Origin of the sequence: Mycobacterium sp. (assembly GCF_035633495.1) — a bacterium.
Lineage (GTDB): Bacteria > Actinomycetota > Actinomycetes > Mycobacteriales > Mycobacteriaceae > Mycobacterium.
The window spans coordinates 1-21543 of the sequence record NZ_DASQEU010000104.1 but is presented as its reverse complement, the minus strand read 5'-3'; the positions used below and the strand labels follow the sequence as shown (position 1 = coordinate 21543).

The 21543-nt window shown below is 65.4% G+C and carries 22 protein-coding genes and 3 pseudogenes; 11 read left to right on the top strand and 14 right to left on the bottom strand.

Annotated elements, in window-relative coordinates:
- The first annotated feature begins 85 nt into the window (after positions 1–85).
- Positions 86–565, top strand: a complete 480-nt coding sequence (locus VET27_RS16180) for a GNAT family N-acetyltransferase (RefSeq protein ID WP_526519878.1) — start codon at positions 86–88, stop codon at positions 563–565.
- Between the two features lie 32 nt (positions 566–597).
- On the opposite strand, the gene VET27_RS16175 is transcribed toward VET27_RS16180, so the two are convergent.
- Positions 598–2070 (bottom strand): phospholipase D-like domain-containing protein, encoded by a 1473-nt coding sequence (locus VET27_RS16175; RefSeq protein WP_526519876.1) that lies wholly within the window; start codon positions 2068–2070, stop codon positions 598–600.
- Between the two features lie 72 nt (positions 2071–2142).
- Here VET27_RS16175 and VET27_RS16170 point away from each other — a divergent pair.
- A pseudogene (locus VET27_RS16170) lies at positions 2143–2353 on the top strand (SDR family oxidoreductase); the annotation flags it as partial.
- A gap of 78 nt (positions 2354–2431) precedes the next feature.
- Here the strand turns inward: VET27_RS16170 and VET27_RS16165 are convergent.
- Entirely contained in the window at positions 2432–3517 is a 1086-nt protein-coding gene (locus tag VET27_RS16165; protein WP_526519874.1) for an adenylate/guanylate cyclase domain-containing protein, read from the bottom strand.
- A gap of 220 nt (positions 3518–3737) precedes the next feature.
- On the opposite strand from VET27_RS16165, the gene VET27_RS16160 reads away from it, so the two are divergent.
- The gene (locus VET27_RS16160) at positions 3738–4718 is read left to right on the top strand and encodes an NAD-dependent epimerase/dehydratase family protein (RefSeq protein ID WP_526519872.1); all 981 of its coding nucleotides are present in this window, start codon (positions 3738–3740) and stop codon (positions 4716–4718) included.
- 104 nt (positions 4719–4822) lie between these two features.
- Here the strand turns inward: VET27_RS16160 and VET27_RS16155 are convergent.
- Both VET27_RS16155 and VET27_RS16150 read right to left on the bottom strand, forming a co-directional pair.
- Positions 4823–5128, bottom strand: a pseudogene (locus tag VET27_RS16155) (putative zinc-binding metallopeptidase); the annotation flags it as partial.
- Positions 5129–5228: 100 nt separating this feature from the next.
- Entirely contained in the window at positions 5229–5642 is a 414-nt protein-coding gene (locus VET27_RS16150) for a DUF302 domain-containing protein (RefSeq protein WP_526519870.1), read from the bottom strand.
- A 216-nt stretch (positions 5643–5858) separates the two neighbouring features.
- On the opposite strand from VET27_RS16150, the gene VET27_RS16145 reads away from it, so the two are divergent.
- Entirely contained in the window at positions 5859–6569 is a 711-nt protein-coding gene (locus VET27_RS16145; RefSeq protein ID WP_526519882.1) for a DUF305 domain-containing protein, read from the top strand.
- A gap of 167 nt (positions 6570–6736) precedes the next feature.
- On the opposite strand, the gene VET27_RS16140 is transcribed toward VET27_RS16145, so the two are convergent.
- The gene (locus VET27_RS16140; RefSeq protein ID WP_526519868.1) at positions 6737–7876 is read right to left on the bottom strand and encodes a sensor histidine kinase; all 1140 of its coding nucleotides are present in this window, start codon (positions 7874–7876) and stop codon (positions 6737–6739) included.
- Positions 7873–8622: a response regulator gene (locus VET27_RS16135; protein WP_526519866.1), complete on the bottom strand. Its 750-nt coding sequence runs from the start codon at positions 8620–8622 to the stop codon at positions 7873–7875. Before VET27_RS16135 ends, VET27_RS16140 begins: the two co-directional genes overlap by 4 nt.
- Positions 8623–8820: 198 nt before the next feature.
- On the opposite strand from VET27_RS16135, the gene VET27_RS16130 reads away from it, so the two are divergent.
- The 4 genes and pseudogenes from VET27_RS16130 (at position 8821) to VET27_RS16115 (ending at position 11801) form a co-directional block, all read left to right on the top strand.
- Positions 8821–10344, top strand: a complete 1524-nt coding sequence (locus VET27_RS16130; protein ID WP_526519880.1) for a multicopper oxidase family protein — start codon at positions 8821–8823, stop codon at positions 10342–10344.
- Positions 10345–10505: 161 nt separating this feature from the next.
- Positions 10506–10769, top strand: a complete 264-nt coding sequence (locus tag VET27_RS16125) for an SHOCT domain-containing protein (protein WP_526519864.1) — start codon at positions 10506–10508, stop codon at positions 10767–10769.
- Positions 10770–11053: 284 nt separating this feature from the next.
- Positions 11054–11611: pseudogene (locus VET27_RS16120) on the top strand (integrase); the annotation flags it as partial.
- 67 nt (positions 11612–11678) lie between these two features.
- Positions 11679–11801: a hypothetical protein gene (locus VET27_RS16115; RefSeq protein ID WP_526519862.1), complete on the top strand. Its 123-nt coding sequence runs from the start codon at positions 11679–11681 to the stop codon at positions 11799–11801.
- Between the two features lie 1018 nt (positions 11802–12819).
- Here VET27_RS16115 and VET27_RS16110 read toward each other — a convergent pair.
- On the bottom strand, positions 12820–13191 hold the full coding sequence (locus VET27_RS16110; protein ID WP_526519860.1) for an ArsR/SmtB family transcription factor: 372 nt from the start codon (positions 13189–13191) through the stop codon (positions 12820–12822).
- A gap of 192 nt (positions 13192–13383) precedes the next feature.
- Between VET27_RS16110 and VET27_RS16105 the strand changes: the two genes are divergently transcribed.
- From VET27_RS16105 to VET27_RS16095, 3 genes are all read left to right on the top strand, one after another.
- Positions 13384–13608: an SHOCT domain-containing protein gene (locus VET27_RS16105; RefSeq protein ID WP_526519858.1), complete on the top strand. Its 225-nt coding sequence runs from the start codon at positions 13384–13386 to the stop codon at positions 13606–13608.
- A gap of 251 nt (positions 13609–13859) precedes the next feature.
- Complete coding sequence (locus VET27_RS16100) at positions 13860–14312, top strand: sulfocyanin-like copper-binding protein (protein ID WP_526519856.1); 453 nt, start codon at positions 13860–13862, stop codon at positions 14310–14312.
- 7 nt (positions 14313–14319) lie between these two features.
- Positions 14320–14442 carry a hypothetical protein gene (locus VET27_RS16095; protein ID WP_526519854.1) on the top strand — a complete coding sequence of 41 codons (123 nt, stop codon included), beginning with the start codon at positions 14320–14322 and terminating at the stop codon, positions 14440–14442.
- A gap of 112 nt (positions 14443–14554) precedes the next feature.
- Here the strand turns inward: VET27_RS16095 and VET27_RS16090 are convergent, their stop codons facing one another.
- The 7 genes from VET27_RS16090 to VET27_RS16060 form a co-directional block, all read right to left on the bottom strand.
- Entirely contained in the window at positions 14555–16909 is a 2355-nt protein-coding gene (locus VET27_RS16090; RefSeq protein WP_526519852.1) for a heavy metal translocating P-type ATPase, read from the bottom strand.
- A 41-nt stretch (positions 16910–16950) separates the two neighbouring features.
- Positions 16951–17199, bottom strand: a complete 249-nt coding sequence (locus tag VET27_RS16085; RefSeq protein ID WP_526519850.1) for a heavy-metal-associated domain-containing protein — start codon at positions 17197–17199, stop codon at positions 16951–16953.
- Between the two features lie 163 nt (positions 17200–17362).
- Positions 17363–17653, bottom strand: coding sequence for a metal-sensitive transcriptional regulator (locus tag VET27_RS16080; RefSeq protein WP_526519848.1), 291 nt, complete (start codon positions 17651–17653; stop codon positions 17363–17365).
- A gap of 847 nt (positions 17654–18500) precedes the next feature.
- On the bottom strand, positions 18501–18953 hold the full coding sequence (locus VET27_RS16075; RefSeq protein ID WP_526519846.1) for a carboxymuconolactone decarboxylase family protein: 453 nt from the start codon (positions 18951–18953) through the stop codon (positions 18501–18503).
- Positions 18954–19059: 106 nt separating this feature from the next.
- Entirely contained in the window at positions 19060–20304 is a 1245-nt protein-coding gene (locus tag VET27_RS16070) for an alpha/beta fold hydrolase (protein ID WP_526519844.1), read from the bottom strand.
- The gene (locus VET27_RS16065) at positions 20301–20714 is read right to left on the bottom strand and encodes a MerR family transcriptional regulator (RefSeq protein WP_526519842.1); all 414 of its coding nucleotides are present in this window, start codon (positions 20712–20714) and stop codon (positions 20301–20303) included. Before VET27_RS16065 ends, VET27_RS16070 begins: the two co-directional genes overlap by 4 nt.
- A gap of 153 nt (positions 20715–20867) precedes the next feature.
- A partial coding sequence (locus VET27_RS16060; RefSeq protein ID WP_526519840.1) for a M56 family metallopeptidase occupies positions 20868–21543 on the bottom strand: 676 nt, incomplete at its 5' end.

The following is a 21543-nucleotide window of genomic DNA, read 5'->3' as shown; positions in this document are numbered from 1 at the left end:
AGTGAAGTGACGAACCCTGGTGCGATGTGGGACTTAGGCTCTTTCCAATGCCGACGATCGGGGTGGACTGAAATCGTGGTGGACGATGGCTGAGCCCTGGAGCGTGCGGAATGCCTGCGTCGATGACGCCGCGGTGGTCGGCGTGTTGCTCTTTGACTTCAACGCGGAGTTCGATACCCCCACTCCGGATGCCGCGGAGTTCGCCAGCCGGTTTGGTCGGTTGCTCGGGCGTCACGACGTCCTGGTCCTGCTCGCCGAAGGTGTCAACGGTGAGTCGGTCGGCTTCGCCTACCTCACGTTGCGCCCGACACCGTATTTCGACGGGCCCCTCGCCCAGTTGGAGGAACTGTACGTACGACCTGCGGCGCGGGACCGGGGAGTCGGAACCGCGTTGATCACCGAAGCGGTCCAACAGGTCCGCGCGCGAAACGCCCGGGAGATGCTCATCAACGTCGACGAGGTGGACACTGACGCTCGTCGATTCTACGAGCGTCACGAGTTCTTCAACATCGAGCCGGGCGAGAACTACCGCATGTTGTGCTACCTGCGCGTGTTCTCTACATGAGTCAGGATCCGTCGGTGTCGTCAGCTGCGGCATCACACCCGCGGCGGCTTCCTCGTGAATCCTTCGAGCCACCGCGCAACGCTTCGGGCCAGCGACCGGGGCACGTGGTCAGGATCCATCAAGTCGTTCTCGGCCAACAGGCTGGCCTCGTCAGCCACCGTGTCCTTGGTGAACTTCCGCAGCGTCCTGCCTTGTCCACGAAGCGCTTCCACGGCCTGTAGGAAGGAGTCACGCTGCTGCACCGCGCTCTCGAAATCGTCGTGTGACACACCCAGGTGTTCACACACCAGTTGGTTCCGTACCGACGTGATCGTCTCGCGGATGTCCCCGTGTTCTGAAGCGTCCGGGTCTGCTTCGAAGGCCAGATCGCACTCGCTGTCGAATCCCATCGACCGGTTGTTGAGATTCGACGAGCCGATGCGCAGCAGCCGGTCGTCGACCACGAGCACCTTGGAGTGGACGTAGATCGCCGTGCCCCCGTCCGTCACCGGCCAGTACACGCCCAGTCGATGGTATTCGTCTGCCGCCCAGAGCATTTGGAGCAGAAGATATCTCGCACTATCCATTGACTCCTCTTCGAGAAGGCTCTCGGAGCTGCGGGGCAAGACGATGACGATCTCCGGACCGTCGGGTTCTTGGAGTCGATCGGCAAGCGCGTCGGCGAGCGTGCGGGACGCGAGGTACTGGTTCTCGAGATAGATCGTGTGGCGCGCCGCCGCTATGGCCGCGAGGTTCAGCGTTTCCACCTCGCGGACCTCGGTGCGCTCATCCAACTCCGGCAAGGTCCGGGCTATTCCGACGTCGATGTTGCGCAGGGCCGGCTCCAACCCGGAGGGCCAAGCGAGGTGGTCGACGTCGAGCGGAGCCAGCGACTGCCCGGTCGCGGTAAGCCATCTGACCCGGGCCAACTCGCCGAGTGCGCCCGCAGCGGCACCGTCCACCACGGCGGCGACCTCGTGCCGGGGTCCGTAACTGCTGCCAGCGGCACGCCGAAACCGGCTGTCGTCCAGATGTTCCGGGGTGTCCCATCGCTCGAGGGTGAGGTCGATACCCCCGCAGAACGCCAGCACGTCATCGACGACCACGATCTTCTGGTGGTGCACGGAGCCGATCGGATGTGCGCCGTCGACGGCGAAGTGCAGTCGCTTGGCGCTGAGCCGGTTCAGCAGGGATACCGGGGCGATTCCATCCCAGAGGTCGTCGAATGCCGGGAGCAGACGCAGGTTGGACTTCAACAGATAGATCTCGAGCGACGGCCGTTTCCAGAGCATCCAAGGAAGAAAGGCCCTGAGCTGATTGGGTCCGGGCAATACCTTGTCACCGCGTTCGAAGGCGATCCTGGTGTCGAAGTCCCACCCGATCAGCATGATTCGGCGGTGGGCGCGAAGCATCGCCGCCTTGCAGTGTCGGAAGTAGTCGGCTCCGTCGATGATGCAGGCGAACTGATCGGCCCGCTCCACGCGCCAGCATGTGTCACCAGGGGTCAGCAAGCGATCACTGCACATGTCAGGCCGCTGACGAGACTTCGCCGCTCAGCCTGGACATATCGGAGTGTCTATCACATCCGCACACTACCGAGCGCCGACTACCAGGCGTGTACGCCGTTGCCGCGTGTGGGTGAGGTCCAGGACATCGGCCAACGTGGCGTTGTTCCTTCTTTCCGACGCTGCCGGCCACGTCACCGGGCAGGTGATCAACGTCGACGGCGGACATGGACTGCGTCGTGGCGCCGACATCTCGTCGTTGATCGAGCCGGTCTTCGGAGCCGAGGCGTTACGCGGAGTCGTCCGAACCCAGTCCTGCGTCACTCTGGACCCCCCGGGGGCTGCGGCGGCTGCTTGGGCAAACACGAGCTGACGGTGGCGATCAGCGGCAACGGTGCAGTTCGTAAGCGGTTACGGGCGCATCGAAACCCTTGAGCATCAACGGGTCACAGGCAGTGGCGGACCAGTCCGGCAATTCGTCGCGCACCGCCTGCGAGGCAAGGATCTGCCCAGGCCTCGCCGCGCTGACCAGCCGGGCGGCCAAGTTGACCATGATGCCGAAGTAGTCGCCGTTGATGGCCAAGGCATCGCCGTAGCCGAGGCCGGCGCGCACGAGCAGCCCGGCCTCGAGTGCCTTCGGGTGGTTGACGAGATCAACCGCGGCCGTGGCGAGCGCTTCCGGCGCGGCACTGACCCACATGACCTCGTCGCCGATGAACTTCACGATTCGGCCACCGGCGGCGTGCAACACATCGCTGACCGCCGCACTGAACTCGTTGAGCAACATCGACAACTCCGCGGGGGTGAGCGTCTGCGTCAGCGCGGTGAAGCCCGACAGATCGGCGAAACCGACGCCGCACACCACGCTGGCCGACGAGTCGCGGACGACCAGCTCGAAGTGGGCCCGCGCGCTGATCATGTGATGGCGGTGCACGACGTCGATGAGGGCCCCGATTCGCGGGATGAACTCCGCGGCCGCTCGGTACGCCTGCGCGGTGGCGAGTTCGTCGCGAGTGTGCTGCATCTGGATGTCCGGCGCTCGCGCCCGGGTCACCGCCGATTCGGCCTCGGCCAGCCGGGCCATTACCGAGCCGAGCACTCGCAGAAAGCCCAACGCCGCGTCGTCGCCCAGCCATACCTTCATCTCAATCCAGGTCGCCAACGCATCGACGTCGGCCTGGCTCAGCATGGTTTCGTCCGGGCCCGCGACGGTCAGGCCGAGCAGTGCCCAGGCTCGGGCCACTTGTTCGGCCGGTACGCCCAGCGCCTCGGCAGCCATCCGCACGCTGTAGATCGGACGCCCCGACCACTGCAGTACGTCGCCCGCGAGACCGAACAGCCGACCGCGACCATCGGCTTCGACCATCTCGTCGACCGTGAATCCGAGGCTTTCCAGGTAGTTGAGAAGTCCGGCTCGGTCGTGCGCGTTCTCAATGCCGGCGGCTTCCAGTGCATCGAAATCGACCACCCGAACCAGTCTGCCAGCCGGTGCGGTCGACGGCCATCGCGGCGAGGTTCACGGCCGCCGCGGCCGTCCCCGATCCGGCCTGCAGGCCGAACTGCGCACACCTGATATCAGGGTCAGATGAGACCGTCGTCGGTCGCTGTAGCCCCGCGCCAATGATGTGCAGCCCGCCATCGCGGCGGTTTCCCGGTTCTGAGCGTCCGTAAAGGGGCACCCTGACGACATGGGCATCACAATGGCCGTCACCGGGCCGACCGGTGAGATCGGGATCTCGGCAGTGCAGGCGCTGGAGCGCGATCCCGCCGTGGAGCGCATCATCGGGATGGCGCGGCGACCCTTTGACCCGGCTGCGCACGGCTGGACGAAGACCACCTACCAGCGCGGCGACATCCTGGACCGGGAGGCCGTCGCCGCGCTGGTCGCCGATGCCGACGTCGTCATCCATCTCGCTTTCATCATCATGGGGTCGCGCGAGGAGAGCGCACGCATCAACCTGGCGGGAACGCGCAACGTGTTCGAGGCGACGGTGGCCGCCGAGCGTCCACGGCGGTTGGTGTACACCTCGTCGGTGGCCGCCTACGGCTACCGCTCCGACAACCCGGTTCCGATCACCGAGGACGTGCCCACGCGCGGCTCCGCCGAGCACTACTACTCGCAACAGAAAGCCGCCTGTGAAGCCGTGCTCGCGGAGATCACCGTCGGCTCGTCGCTCGAGGTGTTCGTGCTGCGGCCGTGCATTGTCGCCGGGCCGAAGGCTCCGGCGCTTGCCGACGCGATGCCGTGGAACCACCTCCCCGGCGCATTCCGCGCGGCGGCGCGCGCACTGCCCGTTCTGAAGATGCCGTTCCCGGATCCGGGCACCCCGCTGCAGCTGGTCCATCATGATGACGTCGCGGCGGCGATCGCCCTGGCGGCGACGACATCGGCTGCGCCCGGCGCCTACAACATCGCCGGCGACGGAGTGATCACGGTGTCGGACTTGGTTTCGGCGCTGGGCGGTCGTCCGGTCCGGGTGCCACACGCTGCGGCGACCGTAGCGTCGGCGGTGATATCGCGGTTGCCGTTCGTGCCGTCACCGCTGGAATGGCTTCACGTCGGACGCGCGTCGATGGTCATGGACATCAACAAAGCGAAAACCGAGCTGGGCTGGACCCCGAACTACACCTCGGCCGAAACCCTGGCAGCGCTCGCGGCCGCCAGCTAGTCCGGGCGCCGACTTCGTCGGATCCTGTGCGACGGCAACCCGCGCCCGCCAACGAGATCCGTGATCGGTTGCCCACGTCTGTCGCCGGCAGACGTTTTTTGAGAGTGGTGCCCGATCTCGTGGCGGAAGTGGCCGAGCAAGTGCGGTACGGCTCGCCTCATCGCGATCCGCAGTTGCTCGCTGTGTGTACGTCGTCACCTTCGGCGAGATCGAGCGTGATGACACCGTTGTAGTGGCCGGTCACCACCTTTTGCCATTGTCTGGATAGCAGCTCGAATGCCAGGCCGTAGGCGGGGACTTGGTCGCGCCCGACAATCGGCAGTTCGAGGTCAATGAGTTCGCCGATTAATCGCCGCTTGGCCTTCTCGAGCGGCGAACACGGCTAACGCTGCGGTGTCGGCATCGTTTGGGGCGACCGCGGGTCAGCGTCGAATGCCCCGGCCTGACGCCAATATGTGTCCTTCGTTCGCGGTCGGGTGGGGTCGTGAGCGAGAGCGAACCGTCGACAGACTAGGAGTGGGCGGCCGCGATATGCAGCGAGTCGATGGCGGCCTGCATCTTCGTCGTCACCTCGTCGGCGATGGCACGCAAAGCGGGCTCGCCTGTCACCTCGACCAATATCTGTGGGTTCATCGCCTCGACGATGACGGAATTGTCGTCTGTGCGGTCTGCTCGTACGACGACGTTGCAGGGCAGCAGCAGGCCGATCTGACGGTCGGCGTTCACCGCTCGGTGGGCCAGTGGCGGGTTGCAGGCACCAAGAATGACGTAGTCCTCCATGTCCTCGCCCAGCTTCGCCTTCAATGTCGCCTTCATGTCGATCTCCGTCAGAACGCCAAACCCCTGCTGCGCCAAAGCGTCCCGAGTACGGGATACGGCGTCGGCGAATGAGGTCTGCAGTGCTGTCGACAGTGCGATGGTCATGCCGGGTCCTCTCGGTGGTTTCCCTCTAGCGTTAAGGCAAGGCTGCGCCGCGGCTGCCCTGACGCCAAGCGGGGTCGCGGATCTTTATCGAATCTTCACAGAACGGCTAGTCGAGCCATACCCGCGGCGCGCACTGTCGATGTCAGGTCGGAGTGCATTGCGCCATCGCGGAGTGCCGAAACATGCCCGGCCGTCAATCAGGGAGGACTCGACGTGATGAGGAAATCGGCCATGGCAGTCGGTGCGGCCGCATTGGCTACGCTGGTGACTGTCGGTGCATGTAGCAATGCCGACAATACGCAGTCGGCTCAGTCGACGGGGGCGACCTCGACCTCGGTGTCGGCCAACAGCGCGGCTCATAATCAGGCTGATGCGATGTTCGCTCAGCACATGATTCCTCATCACCAGCAGGCGATCGAGATGAGCGACATGCTGCTGGGCAAGCAGGGCATAGACCCGCGAGTGATGGATCTCGCCAAGCAGATCAAGGCCGCGCAGTCTCCCGAGATCGAACAGATGCAGACCTGGCTGACTGAGTGGGGGATGCCAACAATGCCGATGATGCCCAGGATGGACATGCCCGGTCGAAGTGGAATGCCCACTGCCAGCGCGACACCGGGTGAAACCGGCGCACCGATCGAGTCGAGCATGCCAGGGATGCCGGGGATGAGCGGAATGCCCGGCATGGCGGGGATGGACGGCATGATGTCCGAGGAGGACATGGCCGCGCTGCAGAACGCCCAGGGAGTGGCGGCTGCCAAGTTGTACCTGACCCAGATGATCAGGCATCACGAGGGCGCAATCAGCATGGCCCAGAACGAGATCAGCTCCGGACAGTACCCCGCGGCGATCGCACTGGCGCAGTCAATCGTGACCAGCCAGCAGCAGGAGATCGACACCATGAACAGAATTCTGGCTTCGCTGTAGCAACGCTCGTCAGGACTCGGTCGGCGAGGCTACGAGAGTACGACGTCGTAGCCATCGCTGGGTCCACCAGAGGTGTTGACACCCGGCGAGCCCGTAAAGAACCTGGGCAGTGAGCATCACGGTCGGCACTGGTACGCAATCGGGAGAACCGAAGTCCACATTCGCGATCACGTGACGTCAGAATGAACAGGCAACGTGATGGTGAAGGTGCTTCCCAGGCCGGGCCCCCGGCTTGATGCGGTGACGCGACCGCCGTGGGCCTCGGTGAGGGCTTTGGCGATGGCGAGGCCGATCCCAGCGCCGCCGTGATCGCGGTCCCGGGCCGCGTCGGCACGGTAGAAGCGTTCGAACACGTGCGGGAGGTGGTCGGCAGGGATACCGTCGCCGCTATCGGCGACGGTGATGATGAGGTCGCCGGCCTCCGCCGCCGCGATGACCTCGACGTGGCCTCGCGGCGGGGTGTGGCGCAAAGCGTTGTCGAGAAGGTTCCCCAGCACCTGTGCAAGGCGCAGCGGGTCTGCCCACACCTCGGGCAGCCCGTTTGCGACGTCGGATGTCAGCCCCACGTCCTTGGCCGCGTATCGGTCGGCGGCGGCGGACACGGTGCTGACGACCACCCTGTTGAGATCAAGCCACTGCGGTGCGACCGCAGTGGGGCCTTCCTCGGCTTGGGCGAGCGCAGCGAAGTCCTCGGAGAAGCGGACCAGGCGAACGGCCTGATCGTGGAGCACCGAAACAGTCTCGGGATCAAGGGTTTTCACCCCGTCCTCAACGGCCTCTATGTACGCTTGGAGCACTGATACCGGGGTCCTGATCTCGTGAGCGAGGTCACCGAAGAGCTGACGTCGGGTGACCTCGACCGATTCCAGCCGTTCAGACATCCGATTGAAGGCCTGCGTCAGGTTGGCGAAATCTTCCCCCAGGCGAAGCGGCGACACGCGAATGTCATAGCGGCCGTCGGCCACTGCGGTGGCCGCTGAGGCGACCTCGGCGACTGAGCGCTGCAGCCGGCGGCTGAAGTACCAGGTCACGACGAGCGCGGTCAGCGCGGCCACCCCGACGGCGACCGCGATGGAGATGGCCGTGGCGTAGCGGTACGCCTGCTCGGCGTGGAATTGCTCATTCGATTGATGGGCGACCCCGGCGCGGTGCAGGTGTTCCCGAAACAGGGGTGGACCGACGATGACCGCGACGATCCCCGTTGTCGCGCCGCCGGCGACGAGCACCAGGGCCTGCGCGAGCAGTAATCGTGCCCCGACTCCGGGGCTGCGGCGCGACCTCGGTTCAGTGGTGGCGTTCGTTGTCATCGGTAACCGCTTCCCATCCGGTATCCGACACCGCGCACAGTGATCACGTAGCGCGGATCGGCGGGGTCGTCGCCCAATTTGCGGCGCAGGTGACCGACGTGTACGTCGACCAGGTGCGCATTGCCGACCCAGGAGTCTCCCCATATCGACTCGAGGAGTTGGCGACGACTGAAGACCATCGCGGGCCGCGATGACAACGCGGCCAGGACGTCGAACTCCGTGCGGGTGAGCAGTACGGGTTCATCGTCGATGAACACTTGCCGGCCCGCGATATCGATCCTCAACGGTCCGAACAGTCGCGGCGGCGGTTCTGCGCTAGCGCTTTCAGCAGCGGCAGTGACGGGCGCTGCGACCGTGCGCGGTCGGCGCAGCATGGCGTGGATCCGGGCCACCAGTTCGCGGGGGCTGAACGGCTTGGTGACGTAGTCGTCGGCGCCGACGGACAGACCGACGATGGTGTCCAGTTCGGTGTCGCGTGCGGTCAGCATCACCACGTAGGCATCGGAGAATGTGCGCAGTTGGCGGCATACCTCCAGGCCGTCGATGCCCGGTAACGCTAGGTCCAGGACGACGACATCCGGATCGATCTCGCGGGCCAGCGCCAGGGCGTCGGCCCCGCTGTGGGCGAGGGTGACATCGAACATCTCGCGTTCGAGATAGCTCGCCACGACTTCGGCCAACGGCACCTCGTCGTCGACCACCAACGCGCGATAACCCCCGGGGCGGCTGGCAGCATCCTCATCCATGCCTTCATCGTGCCGCCCGCGATCGAACCCGGAACCAGCCGCCCAGTTCTTGAGCGAATCTTCACAGAACAATCGTCGATTCACTACTCGGCCGCACCAGTCTGGAGCCCGAAGGGAGGTGGACCCCATGTCGTGGTGGAACGAAACCGGCACCCACTGGGGTTGGGCTGGCTGCACGACCGCACCGCTCCGGCACCGATGATTGTTCAGCGCGTCGGCGCGACGGTGCTGACCAGACGCAGGTTCATCACGGCCACCATCGCGGGCAGCGCCGCCTTGGCTGCCTGCGGAAAGCCGACCAGCCCAACCACGGCCGCCGACTCGATCGCCGCTGCCGAAGCTGCGCGGCCACACACGGGGCGCACCGTCAGCGCGGCGCTGTCGCCCGGGCCCGCGGATGTCGACCTGGGTGGAACCGTCGCCCGCACGCTGGCCTACAACAACAGCGTCCCCGGTCCGCTGATCCGTGCCAACGTCGGCGATGAACTGGCGATTACCGTGAACAACGGTCTGGACCACCCATCCTCGTTGCACTGGCACGGCCTCGCGCTGCGTAACGATATGGACGGCGCGGCGCCCGCGACCCCGAACATCGAGCCGGCGTCGAGCTTCACCTATCGGTTCTCGTCCCCGCATCCCGGCACCTACTGGGCGCACCCGCATACCGGCCTCGACGCCGACTATGGCCTGTACTTACCGGTTATCATCGACGATCCCACCGAACCGGGCGGCTACGACGCCGAGTGGATCGTGATGCTCGACGACTGGACCGACGGCATCGGCACCAGTCCGCCGCAGCTCTACGACGGGCTACGGGCCATGTCGATGCCGCATGGCATGCACGGCATGCCAGGGATGCCCGGGATGGGAGGCACGTCCGGCGTTCCCGGTTTGGGCGGGGTGGGCGCCAGCGACCTGCTCGGCGGTGATGCCGGCGACATCAGCTATCCCTACTACCTGGCGAACGGCCGCATCCCGTCCGCGCCGACGACGTTCGCCGCCAAACCCGGTCAGCGCATCCGGATCCGCATCATCAACGTCGGCTCCGACACCGCGTTTCGGGTTTCGTTGGCCGGGCATCGGATGACCGTCACCCATACCGACGGCTTCCCGGTGGTGCCGAACGACGTCGACGCGCTGCTGCTCGGCATGGGCGAACGCTACGACGTGCTCGTCACCGCCGGTGACGGCGTGTTCCCGCTGGTGGCCTCGGCCGAGGGAAAGAACGCCGTAGCCCGCGCGCTGCTTTCGACGGGCGCCGGCAGCGCCCCCGACCCAGGATTTCGACCGCCCGAGCTGGCGCGACGGGTGGGCACGGTGGGGCTTTTCACCGCGGTCCCGCAGGTCATGCTCGATTCGTCGAGGACCGATACCGCACTGTCGGCGCAGTTGTCGGGCGCCATGATGAACTACGACTGGAGGATCAACGGCCGACCGTTCGGTGACACGGTGCCGCTGACTGTGAGTCAGGGCCAGAATGCGACGTTGACGTTTACCAACACCACGATGATGTGGCATCCGATGCACCTACATGGACACACCTTTCAGGTGATCAAGCCCGACGGCAGCCCAGGGCCACGCAAGGACACCGTGATCGTTCTGCCGATGCAGAAACTGACGGTTGCGCTGGTGGCCGATAATCCCGGTATCTGGATGATGCACTGCCACAACACCTATCACCAAGAGGCCGGGATGATGACGAGCCTGAACTACGTGACCTAATGGGCGGCCGCGGGCGCGCGGCTCGTGTCATCACCGCGTGATGCCACCACATTGAGGCCCAAAGGCTTTGGAACGCAGTGCTCTCGACTCTGCCGGGGTGCTTCACCCGCGGCAAGACTGTGGCCAGATTGGCCATGGGTCGTTGAAGAGGAGGAACGGTCATGATGTTTTGGTACGACCACGATATGGGTTGGTGGGGCTACGCCGGGATGGGCATTGGGATGGTGCTGTTCTGGGCTCTCATCATCGTTGGCATCGTCGCCTTGGTTCGATTCGCCTCGGGCGGCCCGCAAAACACGCGAGCGCCGCGTGGTGAAGCGTCCTCTCCCGAACAACTGCTGGCAGAGCGATTCGCCCGCGGCGAGATCACCGATGCGCAGTACAGGGATGATCTGGCCGTGCTGCGGGCACACCTTGGTCGGTAGCCACATTGTCCCGAGGCCGCCGGCGGGTCAGTCTTGCGCGCGGCCGGCGAGACGAGCCGTGGATGCCCGGCCAGCCTGTCAAGGCTGCCCGGGGGTAGGTCGGTGATCTTGGTGCGCGTCCCTGGTGTCGCGGCCAGATCCGTGCCGTCCACGCATCGTGACCCATCATCAGCGGGCAGGCGAGCACGACCAGTCCGATCAGCAATGTCGACACCGAAAGTCCGGCGACGACCAAATCCGGCAACGAGGATGGCCAACGCAACGGCGTACAGCGGAACCGTTGGACGTTCGGGCCGAAAGTGATTGCGGCGCTAATCTTCTGCTGGGCGATGCTGGGTATGCCCGCGGGCAAGCGATGGCGCCGATGCTGGGCGAGTTGGTGCCGATCCTGCGGAATTTCGGCAGCTGGGGATCGGCGACGATACCGCGGCGCTGCTGGCCGGCATGTCGGCGGCCACGATCGATCGCCGTCCGGCCCCGGAACGTAAGAAGCACGAGCTGAAGGGCTGCTCGCACACCAAGCGCGATCGCTGCTCAAATCCCAGATCCCGATCCGCACCTGGGGGACTGGGACGATGCGGTGCCCGGGTTCGTCGAGATCGACCTGGTCGGCCACCAGTGCGGCAACGCCGCCGGTGAGCACGCCCACACGCTGACGGTGACGACATCGCCACCGGCTGGACCGAGGACCGCAGCGTGCCAACAAGGCCCGAAAATGGGTGCTCGCCGCGCTCGACCAGGAGATCGGCGGCATCCTGGGCGCGGACAGTCCTGGAAGTGAGTTCATCAATCATCACCTGCTCACCTGGTGCGAGCAGCGCAAGATCACCTTCACCCGGTCGGCAACATTCTGCCGTCGCAGGCCAAGCGCGGTGACCTGATCTTCTACGGGCCTGGGGAAGTCAGCATGTGGCGATCTACCGGGGCAACGGCCGGGTTCTCGAGGAGGCCGGCAGTTACGGCAAGGCCAGCGTCGACCCACTGCCTACTGCCGGCATGTCCCCATACCTCGCCCGCATCATCGAGTCGTAACCACCCGTCGGGACAGGACCGTGGGCTTCGAGAGTTCGTCAGTTCTGTCGTGGTGCCGTGTGGCTCACATCAGCCACCGAAGTCCATAGCGCAAGCGTTGCGCGTGCCGTGTGCTTGCCCATGCTCATTTGACAAAGATTTGATGAAGATCTGCGGCTCCCAGTGGATACGGGCATTGCGCGGCGGATCATCACCGGATGGCTGAAACATCTGAATCTCCTTCCCCATCAGACCCTGTCGCAGACGAGCGCCAGGTCGTCGAACCATCGCCGGCAGCGCGCCAGCGGAATCTGTTGACGACGGTGTTGGTGTGGGTGGGCATTTCCACCGGCGTCGTGTTCATCGCTGCGGTCCTGTTCTTCTGGGGATTTTTCGCTGGTAGGCACTCATATTGGAACCACGGTTATGACGGCAACAGGGACGGGCGGCCCGGGAACTGTCCGATGATGAGTCCCGGAGGAATGATGGGGCCCGGCGGCATGAGTCCCGGTGGGATGAGCCCGGGTGGGATGAGCCCCGGCGGCATGAGTCCCGGCGGCATGAGCCCGGGTCTGTCACCCTCCGCCACTGCGACAATGACGCCGGGCACACCCCGGCCATAAGCACTGGACAACAACGACCGTTTTGGTCGCGCCTAACCGTCGCCTAACCGGGCTTCCATCTGAACTGCCGCAGAGACATTCGCGACAGGCTGACCGGCCACAACGGTGCCCCGAGAGACGTTCAGGGCTTTAAGGCTGTCGACTGCGATTCGTGCCACCACGCCGTAGCCCTGGCCCCGCTGCCCGGGAGAACGTCCTCAGGACTCGGCGATGCTGTCTTTGCGGATGCAATTCCTCGGCAAACTCGGGCCAACCTTCGCCCAGCGAGTGCCCGGGCAGCGGCTTCGTGTAGGTCATCGGCAGACTGACGTTTCACGAGGTTGGCGCTGAAGGATTCATCGGTCCCGTCGTCGATGTCCGCCCGCAGGCATCGCCCACGACCGCGGCACAAGGACCCGTCGGAGGGCCTGCGGCCGTCATGTTGTCTCCGTTGGGCATCGGTCTACGCCGTATCTCGGGCATACGGCCACGGCGTGACCGGTCGCATCTAACACAGTCTGAGCAGAGGTGAGCACGTCGATCAGTGCGGGTTGGGTCAGCCGAAACAGCGAGGCGCGCCCCACCGGCTCGGAGGTCACCAGCCCGCACTCACGCAGGCAGGCAAGGTGTTTCGACACGGTGGACTGCGCCAGCCCTACTGCCTGCACCAGCTCCATCACCCGCGTCGGCCCAGACGTCAACCGCCGCACAATCGCCAGTCGGGTGGGATCCCCGAGAGAACGAAACAATGCCGCCGCCGGCGCCAGCTCCACCCGCTGCAGCGCACCAGAAGCGATCGTCATCTCCATAGGGCGATGTTATAGCCGTTGAGTGATGAAGGGGACCATCGGCCCTAGATTCCGGCGCCGCACGCGGGCATCCTGACCTCACAGAGTCACGTGAGCAGCAGTAGTGCCGGGGAGGAGTTGAGCACAATGTGCGGACATGGATGGGGTAACGGCTGGGGCGGCGGCAGCGGCTGGGGGTGGGGCGGTCTCACCATGGCCGTGCTGATGGTGGTGCTCGTGGTCGCGGTGATCGTCGCGATCGTCTTCGCGGTCCGCTACCTGGCGGGTGGCCGCCCCCTCGACCACCAAGCCGGTTCTGACGAGATGCGTGCGGAAAATGCAGTGGCGGAGAATACAGTGGCGGAACGCTTCGCCCGTGGTGAGATCGACGAAGACGAATTCCGGCGGCGCATGACGCTGCTGCGGGAACACCGCTGACCGCGATGAGCTCCCCCCGTTCACGGCACTTAGCCATCGCCATCACCGCGCTGGTGGTCGCGATCGTCTGCGCCGCAGCATTGAGCGCCCTGCTTTTCGCCCACACTCGCCCCCCCGTCGCCAACACCCCGTATCCCAATTCCCCTGGCGTCTGGGGCCCGGGAATGATGGGGCCCGGGCGGTCTGCGGCTACTCCATCGTGTGCGGCACCGGCGCTGCCCGGCACAGTTGTTGATGTCACCCTCAGCGATATGCACGGCATGATGGGGCCTGGCGGCATGATGGGGCCGGGTTGGAACGGTCCCGGCGGCTCCGGGCAATACGGGTACCGCGGGTCGGGGATGGGAATGACGGGGATGATGCGCATCTTCGTCTACCCGGCCACCGTCCCGCCGGGTCAGGTGTCCTTCCGCGTCATCAACAACGGTACGTTGAACCACGAGTTGGCCGTGTTGCCCCTTGCCCAAGGCCAATATCCCGGGCAGCGCGCCATCGGTCCCGACGGCAAAGTCGATGAGGCCGGCAGCCTCGGCGAGGCCTCACGCACATGCGGTGCTGACAAAGGTGACGACATCAATCCCGGTGCTAGCGGCTGGACCACCATGACCCTCGCCCCGGGACGCTACGAGCTGATCTGCAACGTCACGGGGCACTACTGGACCGGCATGTACACCGAACTCGACGTCAGCCCACCTCCCAAGTAGCAGTCCGATGGCGATCTACCTGGGCAACGGCCAGGTTCTCGAGGAAGCCAGCAGTTACGGCAAGGTCAGCGTCCACCCGCTGCGCACAGCCGGCATGTCCCCGTACCTCGCCCGCATCATCGAGTCCTAACCACCCGCCGGGATGGGACCGTGGGCTCGAAAGTCCGTCAGTTCGGTTGTGGTGCCGTGTGGCTCACACCAGCATGCAGCCGCCGGCCGGCGTGAACACCGTCGGTGTCCGGTCACGGTGCGGTGTAGCTGCTCTGGCGGCTGTCATTGTCGGCTGTGGGTGGTGTTGGAGGGGGGACGTCGCGGGCAGACCCGTCGGATGCACTGCTGGCGAACCGGCGTAGGCGCAGGCTGTTGCTGACCACGAAGACCGAGCTGAAAGCCATGGCGGCGCCGGCGATCAGCGGATTGAGTAGGCCCAGTGCGGCCAGGGGAAGTGCGGCGACGTTGTAGGCGAAGGCCCAGAACAGGTTTCCCTTGATGGTTTTCAGGGTGGACCGGGACAGTCGGATGGCATCCGTGGCTGCGCGCAGATCACCGCGTACCAAGGTCAGGTCGGATGCCTCGATGGCGACGTCGGTGCCGGTGCCCATCGCCAGCCCCAGATCGGCCTGCACCAGTGCGGCGGCGTCGTTGACGCCGTCGCCGACCATGGCGACGGTCCGCCCCTGTCCCTGAAGGGTTTTGACGGTGGTGACCTTGTCGGCAGGTAGGACGTCGGCGATGACATCGTCGGGGTCGATGCCGACCTGCGCGGCGACAGCAAGGGCGGAGCGCCGGTTGTCGCCGGTCAGCAGGAATGGACGTAGGCCAAGCTGGCGGAACTGTCCGATGGCGGCCGCCGATGTGTCCTTCACTGTGTCGGCGACGACGATGACGCCGCGCACGGCCCCGTCCCAGGCCACCCACACCGGAGTGCGGCCCAGCGACTGGGCCTGCTCGGCGGCGGAAGTGAGCTCGTCGGGGGCGTTCAGCGACCAGTCGTCGGTGAGCCAGTTGAGCCGTCCGACCAAGACCGCGTGACCGGCGACGACGCCGCTGACGCCGAAGCCGTTGTGATTGCTGAACTCCTCTACCGGCGGCAGCGCGCCACTAGCGGCGGCGGAGGCCGCGATCGCCTCCGCGATCGGGTGTTGAGATGCGCTCTCCACCGCCCCGGCGAACGCGAGCACCTCGGCGGATTTCTCGTCGGCGCCGGGGTACACCCCTGTGAGGCTCATGCGGCCGGTGGTGATGGTGCCGGTCTTGTCGAGCACGATGGTGTCGACCCGGCGGGTGGACTCGAGCACCTGCGGTCCCTTGATGAGGATGCCGAGTTGGGCGCCGCGCCCGGTGCCGACCATCAGGGCTGTGGGGGTGGCCAAGCCGAGCGCGCATGGGCAGGCGATGATCAGGACGGCGACCGCGGCGGTGAACGCGACTGTCGCCGAATGGCCGGTGAGCAGCCATGCAGCTAGCGTTGCCACCGACAGCGCCAGGACGATGGGCACGAAGACCGCTGAGACCCGATCGGCCAGTCGCTGCACCGATGCCTTGCCGTTCTGGGCCTCTTCGACCAGGCGCGCCATCTGCGCCAGCTGGGTGTCGGCCCCGATTCGCTTGGCGCGGATCAGCAATCGCCCACCGGCGTTGACGGTGGCGCCGGTGACATGGTCTCCCGGGCGCACCTCGACGGGCACCGATTCGCCAGTGAGCATTGACGCGTCGACCGCCGACGCGCCCTCGGTCACGACTCCGTCGGTGGCGATCTTCTCGCCGGGGCGAACGATAAAAATGTCCCCGACCGCCAATTGTGTCGTCGGGATCCGGGTTTCGGCTCCGTCGCGCATTACGGCGACGTCTTTGGCGCCCATGTCGAGCAGGGCCCGCAGTGCAGCGCCGGACCGCGTCTTGGCCCGCGCCTCGAAGTACCGGCCGGCCAAGATGAACACAGTTACCGCAGCGGCGACTTCGAGGTAGATGTGCTCGGTGCCGGTCGCCGCGTCGGGCAGCAGGCTGAACGACATTCGCATCCCCGGCATGCCGGCGTGCCCGAAGAACAAAGCCCATAGCGACCACAGGTACGCAGCGCCGACACCGAGCGAGATCAGAGTATCCATTGTGGCGGCGCGGTGGCGGGCGTTGGCCCAGGCCGCGCGGTGGAACGGCAACGCACCCCACACCACGACGGGAGAAGCCAAGGTCAGCGCTAACCACTGCCAGTTCGTGAACTGCAGCGCGGGGATCATCGACATCGCAATGACGGGCACTGTCAGGACCAGGGAGATCACTAGCCGGTTCCGTAGTGAGTCAGCCTCGCCGACTTCCGAGGCGGCCTGAGCGGTCTGGTCGGGATCGCGCGGCGCCGCCGGGCCGGCCGCGGTGTAGCCGGTCGCTTCTATGGTGGCGATCAGCACCGCCGGGTCGATGGAGTCGGCGTAGGTTACCTTCGCCTTCTCGGTGGCGTAATTGACGCTGGCACTGACCCCGTCGAGTTTGTTCAGCTTCTTCTCGATCCGGGCGGCACACGAGGCGCAGGTCATCCCGCTGATCGACAACTCGATGCTGCGTGGTTCATCGACGTCGGGCGCGTCATTCGTGGTGCTCATGTCTCGTCCTCTTGGTATCGCTTCACGCAGGTCTTGAAGGGCTACCGGGGTTGTCGTTCGGCGGTCAGGCGGTAGTCGCCGGCCTCATCGAGTGCGGCGGCAACCTGATCCGGTGTCAGTGGTGTGTCGGCCGAGACCGTCACGGTGGAGATGCCGCCGGCGACGAGGTCGACGTTGACCTTGGTGACGCCGGGGAGTGCGTACAGTTCCTCGCTGACCGCCGCGACGCAGTGGCTGCAGGTCATCCCGGTGACGGCGTAAGCGCGGGTAGCTGTGGTGGTGGTGCCCATGTTCTTCTCCTTGGCGGGTGTCGGTAGGCGTGCGTCAGAGATCCTCGGTCCGCAGCAACCGCACCCTGTCGAGGCGGCTTGAATGAGGGGCAGGGGGGCCATCGGATGCTGGGTCATTTCGTGGCTACGTTCGTTAGGGGGTCGGGCGGTTCAGGTGTGTTGTTCAGGAGCGCACGAGACGAGCGATGGCCGCGGAGGCTTCGCTGATCTTCTGCTCGGCCACATCGCCACCTTGGTGTACGGCGTCAGTGACACAGTGGGACAAATGCTCGTCGAGAAGTGACAACGCCACCGACTCGAGCGCTTTGGTGGCAGCGGCGATCTGGGTGAGCACGTCGATGCAGTACGCGTCCTGTTCGACCATGCGTGCAAGGCCGCGCACCTGCCCTTCGATTCGGCGTAGGCGCTTGAGGTGCGCGTCCTTCGAATCCGTGTAACCCGGTGCCGTAGCCATGACGCCTCCTCAACGTGCATACCCCTTGGGGGTATGTTCAATATACCCCCAAGGGGTATCCCCTTGTCAAGGGCCGGTGCCCTTTAGGCCACCTTTAGGCCGGTTGCAAGACGGGACGGGTGTATTTGGCAGCGGCTCGCCACCTGGCGACCGGCCGAAGCAACCGCAATCCAGGATCTACTAAAACGTGAATACACCCAAAGATGTATCGTCTGTGGGTGCAGACGCTGCCCCACGTCGCGGTGCTGGCCCGGTTCGGCCGTGCCCCGTCCGATCAGACCCGTAGCCGAATCCTGCTGGCACTCAAGGACGACCGCTGACAGCGCCATCAGCAGAAGCATCCGCGCCACGGCCGGCAGCGGTGTCGCGCTACACAGCCCAGCCAGATCGCGACTTCCCCGAAGTCGACCTCGGCTTCCCGTCCGGGCAGGTGGGTTTGTGGAATGAACACACCCGGCTCGCCGCGGCGTGCTCGCCGCGGATCTCCGGGCGCCGCTTAGCGACATAGGCGCGACGCTGCGTCCGTGGGGCGTCCAGGTCGGCGACGAGGATTTGATAACCAACGGCTTGAAGGGATCCAGCTTCGAGGCTCGCGGCGGGTACGCCGCCCGCTGAGCTGGCCACGCGGAACCCATCGCGGCTTTAACGGTCCGCCATCCGACATGATGCTTGCGCTGAATCTCTCGCTCAGGCAAGCCAGCCCGCGTATCGCGGCGGATGGCCGCATACAACTCGAACTCTGGACTGGCGTGAAACCATCACCCGACCTCGGTGGACGCAATCTCTTTGGACAAGTGGCCTCAAAAACCTTGGTAGCCATCCAAGGATGGCAGGCGTTGCAGGGGTTTTACTGGCCCGGGGTCACGGGCAGCAGTCCCCGCTCGTCGAAGACGCGCTTAGCGACGAAGATCGCGTTGAGCGCTTTCGGGAAGCCGCAATAGACAGCGGCGTGGGTGATCGCTTCAACGATCTGGGTGGGCGTCAGGCCCACGTTCAGGGAAGCTTTGACGTGGACGTCGAGCTGAGGCTCACATCCCCCCAGTGCGGTGAGCATCCCGAGGGTGACGAGCTGGCGCTGAGGCGGGGTCAAGCCCGGTCGGGAATACACATCGCCGAAGCCGTAGGCGACGACGTGGTGAGCTAGCGCTGGGGCAACGTCGGCCAGCGATTCGACCACCTTCTGGCCACCGTCGCCGTCGATCCGGGCGAGCAGCTTTGCTCCGAGCTCGTAGCGCGCCCGCTCTACGTCTTTGGTCAGGATGCCACTAGGGGCGGATGCTGTTGCTGGGGTTTCGTTCACTGGTGGTCTCCTTGTTGGCGGTGCTGACGAGCTGCTCGTGGTGCGTGATCTTGTCGGTCCGTGCGGCAGGGTGCGTTTAGGCAGGCATCGGCGTTGCCCCCGCCGCTCACGCCAGGAATCCTCTGAGGGCAGCTGCAACCTTCTGCGCTGCCTCCAGCGGAGGATGATGTCCAACGCCCTGCAGGACCTCGATCCGCGCCCTTGGGATGGAGGACGCAATCTCGCGACTTCTCTCGATCGGGGTAGCCCGATCGACGTCGCCGCAGATTACGAGCGTTGGTGCGGTGATGTTGGGAAGCAGCGCTCGCGCGTCCTCCCGCTGGATCACCGCTGCATCGAGCGCCAGTGTCACCCCCGCTCGGTCGTGTGAGAGCATGACTGCTCGCTCTCTGGCTGCCAGCGCCGCCTCGCCGTCGAGCCATGACGAACTGTTCACGCGCTTCTGCACACTCACAAAGGCGGCCTCGCGCTCGGCCTCCGATCCGACGAGAATCGTGTGACGCAAGGCGTGCCAGGCGGCTAGGCGTTCCGAATCTTCCGCTCGCGCACTTGTGCCGACGAGCACCAGCTTCGAGACGAGTTCCGGGCGACGCGCGGCAATGCGGATGCCGATCATGCCGCCTTGGCTCTGCCCGACAAAGGCGACCGGCCCAAGCGACTGCTCTTCGATCATCAGCGCAAGGTCGTCGGCGACGTCATCGAGCGTCCAACCTGCTTTGCGATAGCCGCTTCGACCATGCCCCGGCATGTCGAGATTGATGCATCGGTAAGCAGTTTCGAGGTCAGCGACCTGAGCATCAAAGATGGTGTGATCGACGAACAGGCCATGAGCGAAGACCACGACGGGCCCTTCGCCCCGATCAGAGTAGGCGTATGCCGCGCCGTTCACCCTTACCTGGTGAATGTCCCAACGATCATCGGGATCGAAAGCACGAGCCAACAGAAGTGAGTCCTCAAGGATCTGGTACCGCGCGATCTGCCCGTCTCGCACAGTGAACCTTATGGCGAGATCGCTACCGACCGTGCGGGAGGTCGCGAGCACCGTATGCCGGAAGCGTCCGACCGCCATCACCTCGTCGCCGCTCTCGAATAGTCGGTCGATCGCCAACACGAGTGGTTCGAAATTCTGAGGGAAACCCTCGAGCCAGCGCCGCACGTGCTCTCGGCCTCGCAGCAGACCAACGGTAGACACGCTGACTGCTCCGTCAACATGCCAGATGACGTCCTCGGTCATGAGGGCGAGCGCTCCGTCGAGGTCGCCGGCCCCGAACGCGGCGAAGTACGACTCCACCACGCTGGCGGACGTGGTGATGCGATGACGGGTGGATGCCATTGCGGGGGCGTCGTTCACTTCTCGTCTCCGCGTTGGCTGGTATTGATGAGTTGCTCGTAATGCGAAATCTTGTCGGTCAGTGCGGCGAGGTGGTCTTGCTGGACAGCGATGGCTGCCTCGACGTGGCGTCGGTGCTCGTCGAGAAGCTCTCGCCGCTGTTCGAGCGTTGATATGCCGCCGACGCGTAGCCGCGCGAACTGCTGCATCTGAGTGATGGGCATCCCGGTCTGACGCAACCGGACAAGGAACGCGAACCAGTCCAAGTCGCTGGTCTCGTACCGTCGCCGACCAGAAGTGCTGCGCTCGATGGGCTCGATTAGGCCAGCACGTTCGTAATAGCGCAGCGTGTGCCGCGACAGACCCGTCCGCTGCGACGCCTCGGAGATCGAGACGCCGCGGGACTCCTCATAGTCCAGATTGGTGCTCACAACGACCACCGTAGAAGTTAGAGCGCGCTCGAAGTCAACTCCTCAGCGCATCCCGATCGCTGCAACCACTAATGACGTCAGTAATCGCGAACAACCCGCGTCAGAATCCCCAGACCAAGCCAACCGGGCAAACCCGACGAATCTTCTGAGTGGTCAGTGGTGACAGAGCACACCGGTGAACAGGGGAACTGCGATCGTCAGACCGATGGCAGTCCAGAGTCTGATCCGATCGCGCCACCGCGCACCTGACGGCGCGGGGGCAGCGAGCCGTGTCGCGCGATCGAGGACCGCGGTACTGGCGGCACCGAGCGCGCCGGCCGGTACGGTAGGTCGGCCGACAAGTGTCATCAGTCCGCACAGCAGTGGATCTGGGCCACAGCGGCGCGCCGCGGTGTCATCGGCGCTCATCTCGAGCAGCCGCGCCACCGCCTCCGGTCCAGCAGCGAGCAGCGGGAGCCGGGGGAGCCCGGCAGCGACCGCGCGCAGCAGCATCAACAGCTGATGGTGGCGACCGTTCAGGTGCGCCTGTTCGTGGGCCAGCACTGCGGCCAGTTCGTCGTCCTGGAGGCTGGCCAGTGCTGCGCTGGTGACGACGATGGCGCGGGGACGTCCGGCCACACAGTAGGCCGCGGGCCGTTCGGCCTCCACCACGACGACATCGCGCCATCGGGTGGGTGAACCGATCACGCGGGCGGCCATGGCGTGCTGATGACTGCGCGACCGCAGCTTGCGCAGCGTCCGGCCGGAGCGCCGACCGGCCAGGACCGTCACCACGAGGGCCGTCCCGATCAGAGCGATCGCGATGGTCGCAGCAACGGGGCGCGCCATG

What these genes read in the sequence shown, in the direction of transcription:
- VET27_RS16175 (WP_526519876.1), bottom strand. Translation starts at nt 2,070, where the DNA reads ATGTGCAGTGATCGCTTGCTGACCCCTGGTGACACATGCTGGCGCGTG.
- VET27_RS16150 (WP_526519870.1), bottom strand. Translation starts at nt 5,642, where the DNA reads ATGACCATCGCACTGTCGACAGCACTGCAGACCTCATTCGCCGACGCC.
- VET27_RS16085 (WP_526519850.1), bottom strand. Translation starts at nt 17,199, where the DNA reads ATGGGCACCACCACCACAGCTACCCGCGCTTACGCCGTCACCGGGATG.
- VET27_RS16090 (WP_526519852.1), bottom strand. Translation starts at nt 16,909, where the DNA reads ATGAGCACCACGAATGACGCGCCCGACGTCGATGAACCACGCAGCATC.
- VET27_RS16110 (WP_526519860.1), bottom strand. Translation starts at nt 13,191, where the DNA reads ATGGAGATGACGATCGCTTCTGGTGCGCTGCAGCGGGTGGAGCTGGCG.
- VET27_RS16145 (WP_526519882.1), top strand. Translation starts at nt 5,859, where the DNA reads ATGAGGAAATCGGCCATGGCAGTCGGTGCGGCCGCATTGGCTACGCTG.
- VET27_RS16140 (WP_526519868.1), bottom strand. Translation starts at nt 7,876, where the DNA reads ATGACAACGAACGCCACCACTGAACCGAGGTCGCGCCGCAGCCCCGGA.
- VET27_RS16160 (WP_526519872.1), top strand. Translation starts at nt 3,738, where the DNA reads ATGGGCATCACAATGGCCGTCACCGGGCCGACCGGTGAGATCGGGATC.
- VET27_RS16080 (WP_526519848.1), bottom strand. Translation starts at nt 17,653, where the DNA reads ATGGCTACGGCACCGGGTTACACGGATTCGAAGGACGCGCACCTCAAG.
- VET27_RS16105 (WP_526519858.1), top strand. Translation starts at nt 13,384, where the DNA reads ATGGCCGTGCTGATGGTGGTGCTCGTGGTCGCGGTGATCGTCGCGATC.
- VET27_RS16125 (WP_526519864.1), top strand. Translation starts at nt 10,506, where the DNA reads ATGATGTTTTGGTACGACCACGATATGGGTTGGTGGGGCTACGCCGGG.
- VET27_RS16135 (WP_526519866.1), bottom strand. Translation starts at nt 8,622, where the DNA reads ATGGATGAGGATGCTGCCAGCCGCCCCGGGGGTTATCGCGCGTTGGTG.
- VET27_RS16095 (WP_526519854.1), top strand. Translation starts at nt 14,320, where the DNA reads ATGGCGATCTACCTGGGCAACGGCCAGGTTCTCGAGGAAGCCAGCAGT.
- VET27_RS16130 (WP_526519880.1), top strand. Translation starts at nt 8,821, where the DNA reads ATGATTGTTCAGCGCGTCGGCGCGACGGTGCTGACCAGACGCAGGTTC.
- VET27_RS16180 (WP_526519878.1), top strand. Translation starts at nt 86, where the DNA reads ATGGCTGAGCCCTGGAGCGTGCGGAATGCCTGCGTCGATGACGCCGCG.
- VET27_RS16100 (WP_526519856.1), top strand. Translation starts at nt 13,860, where the DNA reads ATGCACGGCATGATGGGGCCTGGCGGCATGATGGGGCCGGGTTGGAAC.